Origin of the sequence: Nocardioides lianchengensis, assembly GCF_900101465.1 — a bacterium.
GTDB classification, from domain to species: Bacteria; Actinomycetota; Actinomycetes; order Propionibacteriales; family Nocardioidaceae; genus Nocardioides; species Nocardioides lianchengensis.
The window spans coordinates 1-9,617 of sequence record NZ_FMZM01000007.1; the positions used below are offsets into that span (position 1 = coordinate 1).

The following is a 9,617-nucleotide window of genomic DNA, read 5'->3' on the forward strand; positions in this document are numbered from 1 at the left end:
ACCCGACGCGAGATGTCCTCGGTCGCCCGAGCGGTCTCCTGGGCCAGCTCCTTGACCTCGTTGGCCACGACCGCGAAGCCCTTGCCGGCCTCACCGGCCCGCGCGGCCTCGATGGTCGCGTTCAGAGCCAGCAGGTTGGTCTGCTCGGCGATCGAGGTGATCACCTTGACCACGTTGCCGATCTCCTGGCTCGACGTGCCGAGCTTGGCGACGGTCTCGTTGGTGACCTCCACGGTGCTCACGGCCTCGCCGGCCACGCGGGCGGCCTCGTTGGCGGAGTGGGCGATCTCGCGGATGGAGGCGCCCATCTCCTCGGCGCCGGCGGCGACGGTGCCCACGTTGCGGGAGACCTCGTCGGCGGCACCCGAGACGACACCGGCCTGGACCGAGGTCTCCTCGGCGCCGGCAGCGATCTGCTGCGACGAGGCGGACAGCTCCTCCGACGAGGCGGCGACGGCGTCCGCGGACGAGACCACGGAGACGATCAGGTCGCGCAGCCGCTCGGTCGCGGCATCCAGGCTGGCGCCCATCCGGCCGATGTCGTCCTGGGTCTCGAGGTCGGCACGCCGGGTCAGGTCGCCCTCGGCGAGGCCCTCGGCGACGTCCTGGACGCGGCGCACGTTGCGGCCCACGGCGGCGGCGACCAGCCAGCCCAGGCTGGAGCCGGCCAGCAGGCCCACGGCGAGCAGCACGAGCGAGGTGGTGCGGGCGGCGCCGTACGCGTCCCGGGACGCGACGGCGGCGTCGGCCGCCTCCTGCGACTCGGCGTCGACGAGCTCCTGCAGGGGCTCCACGGCGGCGGCGAAGCCCTGGCCCAGGTCGGTCCGGGAGGCCTTGATCCAGGCGGCGTCCTGGCCGGCGAGGGCCAGGGGGAGCAGGGTGGCCTGCGTGTAATCGGCGGACTCGCGGACGTCGGAGGCGATGGCCTCGATCGTCGGGCGGACGTCTGCCGGGGCGTTGGTGAGGTAGGTGTCCAGGTCGGACTCGAAGTCCTCGTGCGCGGCGAGCAGGGCTGCGTTGGCGTCCCGGGTGCCGGCCTCGTCGGTGGCGATCATCGCGTTGCGCATCTCCACTCGGACGGTCAGCAGGTCGGCCATGGCTCCGTCGAGGAGCTCGATGCCGCGGACGTTGTCGTCGTACATCGCCTCAGTGCGGTCGGCCGAGTCCGAGAGGGACGTCAGGCCGACGACGCCCACGGTGCAGGCGACGACGGCCACCAGGCCGACGGAGGACAGGATCTTGGTCCGGACGGTCTTGTCACGGAACCAGAGGTAGGGCGTACGACGGGACACGGGGGGCTCCTCGAGATGGGGTGGGTGCAGGATCGGCCCCGCTCCCCCCGAGCAGGGCCGATCGCGTCGAGCTGTGGTGTTGGTGGTGCGGGGTGGCGCGTCAGACGGTCTTGAACCGCGCGACCTCGGAGTTGAGGTCGGCCGCCATCGTGGCCAGCTCGGAGATCGCGGTCAGCGTCTGGTTGACGGCCTGGGTCGTGGTCTCGGCCGCGGTGGCCACGCCGGAGATGTTGGTCGCGATCTCGCCGGAGCCGGTGGAGGCCTCCCCGACGTTGCGGGACATCTCGTTGGTGGTGGCGGTCTGCTCCTCGACCGCGGAGGCGATCGTGAGCTGGTAGTCGTTGATGCTGGTGATGATCGTGGCGATCTCGCCGATCGCGTCGACGGCGCCGCCGGTGTCGGCCTGGATGGCCTCCACGCGCCGGGCGATGTCCTCGGTGGCGCGGGCGGTCTCCTGGGCCAGCTCCTTGACCTCGTTGGCGACGACGGCGAAGCCCTTGCCGGCCTCGCCGGCGCGGGCGGCCTCGATGGTCGCGTTGAGGGCGAGGAGGTTGGTCTGCTCGGCGATCGAGGTGATCACCTTGACCACGTTGCCGATCTCCTGGCTGGACGTGCCGAGCTTGGCGACGGTCTCGTTGGTCGTGTCGACCATGGAGACGGCCTGGGAGGCGACGCGGGCGGCCTCGTTGGCGGAGTGGGCGATCTCGCGGATGGAGGCGCCCATCTCCTCGGCGCCGGCGGCGACGGTCCCGACGTTGCGGGAGACCTCCTCGGCGGCACCCGAGACGACGCCGGCCTGGACCGAGGTCTCCTCGGCACCGGCGGCGATCTGCTGCGAGCTGGCGGACAGCTCCTCGGAGGAGGCGGCCACGGCGTGGGCCGACGCGGAGACGGCCCCGATGATCCGGCCGACGGAGTCGACGGACTGGTTGAGCGCGTGCTCGAGCTCGCCGAGCTCGGCGGCCGACTTCTCCTCCGCGCGCTGGGTGAGGTCACCGTCGGCGAAGGCCTTCAGGACGTCGATGCTGCTGCGCAGCGGGAGGGTGATCGAGCGGGCGATCAGGAAGGCGAGGGAGACCAGCGCGAGCAGGCCCACGAGGCCGGCGATGATCAGCAGCCGCTGGGCGGAGCCCAGGCTCTCGTCCATCTGCTCGCTCTCGGTGTCGGACAGCGCGGTGACCGACTCGATCGCGGCACCGACGACGGCGTCGGTGGCGTCGTTGGCGGCCTGCACCTCCTCGACGATCTGCGGGCCCTTGGCCTGCCACTGCTGCTGGTCGGCCGCGACCTTCGCGACGATGCCGCCGATGGCCTCGCCGTAGGTGGTGAAGGCCTGGGCGAACGCCTGGGCCTCCTCGCCGCCGTCGTCGAGCCCGAGGTCGCGAAGATCCTCGAGGTACCCCTGCACCTGGGCGAGGTCGTCCTCGACGTCCGTCTGCAGCGCGCCCGGGTCGTCCGAGGCGAGCGCCTTCAGGCCGGTGACCTTCAGCTCGCTCGCCCGGGTGTCGATGGCGCGCAGGACGACGACGGCGTCGTCGTACTTCTCGACCTCGTTGTTCTGGTGGTCGAGGGTGCGGAGTCCGTTGAGCGCGACGCCTCCGATGACGACGGCCGTGACGGCGCCGATGCCGGAGATGGCCGCCAGCCGACGGCCCACCGTCCAGGTGATGGGGCTCTTCATGATGGATCTGGTCCTTTCGGGACGTTGAGGTCAGGCGGCGACCGCACGGTCGACGTCCAGGGCGAGCAACAGCTGGTCGTCGAGCTTGTAGGCCCCGAGGATCAGCTCCCGAGAGGGTCCGGACAGGGTGTCCGGGGGAGATTCGAACTGGTCGTCCTCGACGTCCACGACGGAGCCGATGGAGTCGACCAGGAACGCGACCGGCTCGCCGGCCACGCGGATGACCACGAGCATCGGCTCGTGCTCGGTGCTGCGCGGGGGCAGCTGGAGCTGCTCGCGCAGGTCGACGGCGCTGAGCACCTGCCCACGCAGGTTGATCAGGCCCGCCAGGGTCTGCGGGGCGAGCGGGATCCGGGTGCGGGGGAGACCGCGCAGGACCTCCTGGACCGCGCCCACGCCGACGCCGTACATCCGGTCGTCGAGGGTGAAGGTCACCAGCCGGGTGCTCACATCGCCTCCTGGAGCTCGTTCGTCGCGAGGCCGGCGAGCTCCGCGTCGGTGATGGAGTAGAACTTCGGGTCGGCCGCGAGGATCGCGGCGCGGACGTCGAGGACCTCGACGATCCGGTCGCGGATGAGCGCGCTGCCGAGCAGGCCGTGGTCGTCGATGTCGCTGCTGACCTGGGCCTCGTCGTCGACGATGTCGACGATCTCGTCGACCACGATCGCGACGCTGCGCGAGCCGGCCGAGTAGACGACGACCACCAGGTCCTCGCCCTCGCGCTCGCTGTAGGCGCCGAGGTGGCTGTTGAGGCGCAGCAGCGGCAGGATCGCGCCGCGGTACTGCACGACCTCGCGGCTGCCGACCTGCTCGACCTGGTCGGTCGGGATGTTCTCCAACCGGGTGACCGAGGACAGCGGGATCGCCACGCGACGGCCGCCGCCGATGCCGGCGATCAGCATCCGCAGGTGCTCGCTGGTGCCGAGGCTCTCGTCGGTGACCGAGGTGTCGGTGCGCTCGGAGACGTCGGCGACCAGGGCCCGGCGGGCCAGGGCCTGCACGTCGAGGATGAGGGCCACGCGGCCGTCGCCCAGGATCGTCGCGCCGGAGTAGGTGCCGAGCGCCTTCAGCTGCGAGCCGAGCGGCTTGACCACGATCTCCTCGGTGTTGAGGACGCGGTCGATGACCAGGCCGAAGCGCTTGGAGTCGGCCTGCAGCACGGCGATCAGCACGTGGCCGTCCGAGCGGTCGGACTCGACGCCCAGGACGTCGGTGAGCCGGACCAGGGGCAGCAGGGTGCCGCGCAGGCGGTAGACCGAGGCGCCGTTGACGTCCTCGACGGCCGTCGCGGCGCGGTCGGCGTCCAGAGCCACCAGCTCCAGCAGGCTGACCTGCGGGATGGCGTAGCGGTCGCCGGCGCACTCGACGGTGAGCGCGGGGACGATGGCGAGGGTGAGCGGGATCCGCAGGCGGCACGTCGTACCGCGCCCGACGACGGACTCGACCTCGATGTTGCCGCCGATGCCCTCGATGTTGGTGCGGACGACGTCCATGCCGACCCCGCGCCCGGAGACGTTGGTGACGGCCGCGGCGGTCGAGAAGCCGGGTAGGAAGATCAGCTGCAGGATGTCGGCCTGCGACATCGCGGTGACCTGGGCCTCGGTGCGCAGCCCGCGCTGGACCGCCTTGGCGGCGATCTTCTCGGCGTCGATGCCGCCGCCGTCGTCGCAGACCTCGACGACGACCTGGCCGCCCTCGTGGTAGGCGCGCAGCGTGAGGGTGCCCTCGGCCGACTTGCCGGCGGCGACGCGCTCCTCCGGGCTCTCGAGCCCGTGGTCGACGGCGTTGCGGACCAGGTGGGTCAGCGGGTCCTTGACCGACTCCAGGAGCGAGCGGTCGAGCTCGGTCTCGCGACCGACCATCGCCAGGGAGACCTTCTTGCCGCACTGGGCACCCAGGTCGCGCACGACGCGGGGCAGCTTGGACCAGAGGTGGTCGATCGGCTGCATGCGCGTCTTCATGACGCCCTCCTGCAGCTCGGTCGCGATCAGGTTCAGCCGCTGCGAGGAGCGGGCGAGGTCCTGGTCGGCCTGCTCGCCGGCCTGGCGGACGATCTGGTTGCGGGTCAGCACCAGCTCGCCCACGAGGCGCATCAGGGTGTCGAGCACGTCGACGTCGACGCGGATCGAGGACTCGGCGACGGTACGACGCGCGGCGGGCTCGTCGGTGGTCTGCTCGGCCTTGGGCGCCTTCGCCGGAGCGGGCGCCGGGGCGGGCGCCGGAGCGGCCGGGACCTCGGCGACCGGCGCGGGGGCCGGCTCGGGCTCGGGTTCGACGGCCTGCTCGGCCACGGCGGTGCTCAGCTCCTCGAGGAGCTCGGCCACGACCTCGGCGACCGGCTCGGCGACGGGCTCGGTCACAGCCTCGGCGACCGGCTCGGGGGCCTCCACGACTTCCGGGGCAGCGGCGACCGGCGCCGTGGCGACCTGGCCGCCCTCCAGCACGATGGTGATATCGGCGACCACGCTGTCGACGACGACGCCGCTCTCGTTGCCCGAGGCCTCGATCGCGGACAGCAGCTCGCGGACCTTGTCCACCATGGCGAGCAGCACGTCCGTCGTCTGGGGCGTCATCGACATCTTGCCGTCGCGCAGCCGGGCCAGGAGGTTCTCGCCCACGTGGGCGACCGCCTCGAGGCTGCCGAACGCGAGGAAGCCGCTCGTGCCCTTGATCGTGTGGATCGTCCGGAAGATGCTGCCGAGCAGCTCCCGCGACCCGGGGGACTGCTCGAGTGCGACCAGGTCACGATCGAGCTGGTCCAGGTTCTCGTGGCTCTCCACGAGGAACTCCTGGACGATCTCGTCCATCTCCTCCACGGTGCCCGCCTTTCGTATGGTCACATCCGTCGATGTCCTGCCCATCGACCGCTGGGCGGGGGACCTGAGGCGAACGCGGGCGCCGTCCGGGGCGCGACGTAGCCTGAGGGCATGTCGTTGCTCCGCCAGCCGATCCTGCTGCTCGCGCGCAGCCACCGGGTCAAGTCGCTCGTCAGCACGCTCCCGGTCTCGGCGGGCATCGTCACGGGCTACGTGCCCGGCGAGACGACCGAGGCCGCGGTCGCGGCGACCGGCCGGCTCGCCGCGGACGGCCTCCGGGCCACCCTCGACCACCTGGGCGAGGACACGCTCGACTCCGACCAGGCCGACGCGACGACCGAGGCGTACGTCGTACTCCTGCGCGAGCTGGCCGCGGCCGGGCTCACCCCCGGCGCCGAGGTGTCGGTGAAGCTCTCGGCGATCGGTCAGGCGCTGCCCGACATCGGGCCCAAGGTCGCACTCGAGAACGCCCGCACCATCTGCCGCGCGGCCCGCAACGCCGGCACCACGGTCACCCTCGACATGGAGGACCACACCACCACCGACTCGACGTTGGCGATCCTGCGCGAGCTGCGCAAGGACTTCCCCGAGACCGGAGCCGTGCTCCAGGCCTACCTGCGTCGCACCGAGGCCGACTGCCGCGCGCTCTCCTACGAGGGCTCGCGCGTCCGGCTCTGCAAGGGCGCCTACTCCGAGCCGGAGAGCGTGGCCTTCACCGACCGCCTCGACGTCGACAAGTCCTACGTCCGCTGCCTGAAGGTGCTGCTGGCCGGCCGCGGCTACCCGATGATCGCCACCCACGACCCGCGGATGGTCGAGATCGCCTCGTCACTGGCCAGCCGCTTCAGCCGGGCGCCAGGCTCCTACGAGTTCCAGATGCTCTACGGCATCCGGCCCGAGGAGCAGAAGCGGCTCGCGGCCGCGGGCGAGACCGTCCGGGTCTACGTCCCCTACGGCGCCGAGTGGTACGGCTACCTCATGCGCCGGCTCGCCGAGCGTCCGCAGAACCTGTCATTCTTCGCCCGGTCCCTGATCAGCAAGAAGTGAACTAGGAGAACGATGAGCTCGCAGACCGCCATCCTCGGCGCCGGGGTGATGGGCGAGACCCTGCTCTCCGGCCTGGTCCGCGCCGGTCGCCGGGTCGACCACCTGCTGGTGGGCGAGAAGCGTCCCGAGCGGGCCCGCGAGCTGGAGGAGCGGTACGGCGTCGCCGTCGTCGGCAACGTCGAGGCGGCCCGCCGGGCCGACACGGTGGCGCTCGTCGTGAAGCCGCAGGACATGGCCGACGTGCTGGCCGAGATCGCCCCCGAGCTCCGGCCCGGGCAGCTGCTGGTCTCCCTGGCCGCCGGCATCACCACCGCGTTCATCGAGTCCCGGGTGCCGGCGGGCGTCGCCGTCGTCCGGGTCATGCCGAACACGCCGGCGCTGGTCGACGAGGGCATGGCCGCGATCTCGCCCGGCTCCCACTGCAGCGAGGACCACCTCGCCGAGGCCGAGGCGCTGATGGGCTCGGTCGGCAAGGTGCTGCGCATCCCCGAGCGGCAGCAGGACGCGGTCACCGCCATCTCGGGCAGCGGGCCGGCGTACATCTTCTTCGTGGTGGAGTCGATGATCGAGGCCGGCGTCCACCTCGGCCTGCCCCGCTCGACCGCCACCGACCTGGTCATCCAGACCCTGGTCGGCTCGGCCAAGATGCTCCGCGAGACCGGCACCCACCCGACGGTCCTGCGGGAGCAGGTCACCTCGCCCGCCGGCACCACTGCCGCGGCCCTGCGTGAGCTGGAGATCCACAAGGTCCGCGCGGCGTTCCTGGCCGCGATGGAGGCCGCGCGCGACCGCTCGCGGGCTCTGGCCGAGGGCAGCTGATGCTCCCGCTCGTCTGGGGTGCCACCCCGGACGAGCACGCGCGGCCCTACCCGGCCGACCTCCTGGTCGACCGGCCGCTGCTGCTGACCCGCGCGGTCGCCGTCGCCGCGCCGGTGGAGCTGACCTGGCGCTGGCTGTGCCAGGTCGCGGTCGCGCCGTACTCCTACGACCTGATCGACAACCGGGGCCGCCGCTCGCCGCGCTTACTCACCCCGGCGCCGACCGCCTGGAGCTCGGCCAGACCATGGCCATGGTCTTCACGCTGACGTCGTACGACGTGCCGCGGCAGTGGACGGCCCTCACCGACGCCCGCGGGCAGCGGCTGTTCGGCCCGTGCGCGATGACCTACGCCGCCGAGCCGGACGGGCCGGGTGCCTCCCGGATCGTGTGTCGCCTGGCGGCCGCCGCGGGCGGCATGCGGACCCTCCGCGCCCACGCGCTCGCCTGGGGCGACCTGGTGATGATGCGCAAGCAGCTGCGCACCCTGCGCGACCTCGCCGAGCGTGATGCGCGGACGGCCGGTCCGGACGCGCCGGCACCGACATCCTGACCGGGTACGACGGCCGCCCGACACGTGACCGACCTCGTCCGGGGACTGGGCGACGTGACCAAGCGGGAACCGTCGTGAGCCGTGGACTCAGCCCGGACCCGCGTCCATCCGTCGCCGATGGCCTCCGCGGTGTAGCCGCCCTGCGGGGTGACCGGGCCAGACCGGCCACGGGCCCAACGACGCCTGAAAATGCCGCTGAGGGTGACTCTGGAGCGCCCAGGACGCCACCAGTGATCGACGTGTGCGGCTGTGCGCGCGCCCGTGGCCCTGCCGAGGGTTCTCGGTCAGGGCTGCGGGGTGGTGCCGGTGTGGTCGCGTCGGAAGACCAAGCCGTTCGGGCTGCGCCAGACGAACGTGGTGTCGTCGATCTTGTCGTAGCGCCATCTGGTGTGGGTCTTGGCGCGGTGATGTCGTCGGCACAAGGGGGCGATGTTGCAGTCGCACGTGCTGCCGCCGTGGGCGGCTGGGTCGCTGTGGTCGTGGTCGCAGGACCGGGCGCGGCGTCGGCACCATGGGAACACGCAGGAGTGTTGGAGCAGGGCTTGGCGTTCCTTCAACCGGTCGGGGACCTCGTAGGCATCCACGTGGACGTGACCGGCCAGGTCGATGACCGGCTTGATCACGACCTGACTGTCGCCGTCCTGGCACCAGCTCTTGACCTGCTCGACCGAGATCAGGGTGCGGGTGTTCTCGACGCGGGCGATGGCGGCGTCGGCGAGGTGCACGTGGACCACGACCTGGCGGGGTCGCTTGCGGTCCGGGTCCGGCTCGGCGTTGAGATCCAACGTCAGCTGACGCCGGGCAAGGTCACCGACCGCGATCGAGCGACGCGCATCGAGGGACAGGTCCGCGGCGATGGTGCCGAGGTGGGACGCGCCCCGGGCGATGGCGTCTTCGAGGTCGAGTGCGTCGATGAGGTCGAGGGTTCCGCGGACTTCGACGTGGCCGTCGTAGGAGACCTGCTGGGTCTCGATGTCGAAGTGCCGGACCTCGGCCGCGTCCCGGGCGCGCTGGGCTGCGGTCTCGGGGTCGAAGCGGGTGCGGGCTTCTTCGATGGTGCGGTCGAGTTGGGCGATGGAGATCTTGTGCGCGACTGAGGCGACGTGGGTGTCGACGAACTCGGCGCCGTCTTCGGGGAGGTCGATGGTCTCGGCGGCGATGCGGCGGGCCTTCCACACCGGCAGGTCCAACGACTGCACGCGCTCGTAGACGCGTGGCAGGCGGTGGGCGAGCTCGACGGCGTGGCCGAGGTAGATCCGACCGGAGTCGGAGGAGAGACCGAGTGCGGCGGAGAACTCCAGCACACTGAACTCGGCGATCAACGGTGCGCCGGGGCCGGCGATGGCCATCTCGTCCTCGCAGCCGGGAACCCAGACGGCGGCGGCATCTGACAGGGAGTCGGTGGAGTGCAT

The 9,617-nt window shown here is 71.8% G+C and carries 9 protein-coding genes; 4 read left to right on the forward strand and 5 right to left on the reverse strand.

What is annotated here, in order from left to right:
* The 4 genes from BLT76_RS26170 to BLT76_RS13330 all read right to left on the reverse strand — a co-directional run.
* Nucleotides 1–1,292 (reverse strand): methyl-accepting chemotaxis protein (locus tag BLT76_RS26170; RefSeq protein WP_211752941.1); only part of this gene is annotated, 1,292 nt, incomplete at its 3' end.
* A gap of 100 nt (nt 1,293–1,392) precedes the next feature.
* On the reverse strand, nt 1,393–2,973 hold the full coding sequence (locus tag BLT76_RS13320; RefSeq protein ID WP_090856684.1) for a methyl-accepting chemotaxis protein: 1,581 nt from the start codon (nt 2,971–2,973) through the stop codon (nt 1,393–1,395).
* A gap of 30 nt (nt 2,974–3,003) precedes the next feature.
* Nucleotides 3,004–3,423 carry a chemotaxis protein CheW gene (locus BLT76_RS13325; RefSeq protein WP_090856687.1) on the reverse strand — a complete coding sequence of 140 codons (420 nt, stop codon included), beginning with the start codon at nt 3,421–3,423 and terminating at the stop codon, nt 3,004–3,006.
* Nucleotides 3,420–5,780 (reverse strand): chemotaxis protein CheW, encoded by a 2,361-nt coding sequence (locus tag BLT76_RS13330; RefSeq protein ID WP_244509397.1) that lies wholly within the window; start codon nt 5,778–5,780, stop codon nt 3,420–3,422. The genes BLT76_RS13325 and BLT76_RS13330 overlap by 4 nt, the downstream gene beginning before the upstream one ends.
* A gap of 120 nt (nt 5,781–5,900) precedes the next feature.
* Here BLT76_RS13330 and BLT76_RS13335 point away from each other — a divergent pair, with 120 nt between their 5' ends.
* Genes BLT76_RS13335 through BLT76_RS13350 form a run of 4 tightly spaced genes read left to right on the forward strand, consistent with a single transcriptional unit; the run spans nt 5,901 to nt 8,205 of the window.
* Nucleotides 5,901–6,836: a proline dehydrogenase family protein gene (locus BLT76_RS13335; protein ID WP_211752943.1), complete on the forward strand. Its 936-nt coding sequence runs from the start codon at nt 5,901–5,903 to the stop codon at nt 6,834–6,836.
* A gap of 12 nt (nt 6,837–6,848) precedes the next feature.
* The gene (gene proC / locus BLT76_RS13340) at nt 6,849–7,655 is read left to right on the forward strand and encodes a pyrroline-5-carboxylate reductase (protein ID WP_090856693.1); all 807 of its coding nucleotides are present in this window, start codon (nt 6,849–6,851) and stop codon (nt 7,653–7,655) included.
* Nucleotides 7,655–7,921: a hypothetical protein gene (locus BLT76_RS13345; RefSeq protein WP_090856696.1), complete on the forward strand. Its 267-nt coding sequence runs from the start codon at nt 7,655–7,657 to the stop codon at nt 7,919–7,921. The genes proC and BLT76_RS13345 overlap by 1 nt, the downstream gene beginning before the upstream one ends.
* Complete coding sequence (locus BLT76_RS13350; RefSeq protein WP_139175526.1) at nt 7,906–8,205, forward strand: hypothetical protein; 300 nt, start codon at nt 7,906–7,908, stop codon at nt 8,203–8,205. Before BLT76_RS13345 ends, BLT76_RS13350 begins: the two co-directional genes overlap by 16 nt.
* A gap of 284 nt (nt 8,206–8,489) precedes the next feature.
* Here BLT76_RS13350 and BLT76_RS13355 read toward each other — a convergent pair.
* Nucleotides 8,490–9,617 (reverse strand): HNH endonuclease signature motif containing protein (locus BLT76_RS13355; protein ID WP_090856702.1); only part of this gene is annotated, 1,128 nt, incomplete at its 5' end.

Excerpts from the sequence above, each read along its gene's own strand:
- proC (WP_090856693.1), top strand. The coding sequence starts at position 6,849 with ATGAGCTCGCAGACCGCCATCCTCGGCGCCGGGGTGATGGGCGAGACC.
- BLT76_RS13345 (WP_090856696.1), top strand. The coding sequence starts at position 7,655 with ATGCTCCCGCTCGTCTGGGGTGCCACCCCGGACGAGCACGCGCGGCCC.
- BLT76_RS13335 (WP_211752943.1), top strand. The coding sequence starts at position 5,901 with ATGTCGTTGCTCCGCCAGCCGATCCTGCTGCTCGCGCGCAGCCACCGG.
- BLT76_RS13350 (WP_139175526.1), top strand. The coding sequence starts at position 7,906 with ATGGTCTTCACGCTGACGTCGTACGACGTGCCGCGGCAGTGGACGGCC.
- BLT76_RS13330 (WP_244509397.1), bottom strand. The coding sequence starts at position 5,780 with ATGGACGAGATCGTCCAGGAGTTCCTCGTGGAGAGCCACGAGAACCTG.
- BLT76_RS13320 (WP_090856684.1), bottom strand. The coding sequence starts at position 2,973 with ATGAAGAGCCCCATCACCTGGACGGTGGGCCGTCGGCTGGCGGCCATC.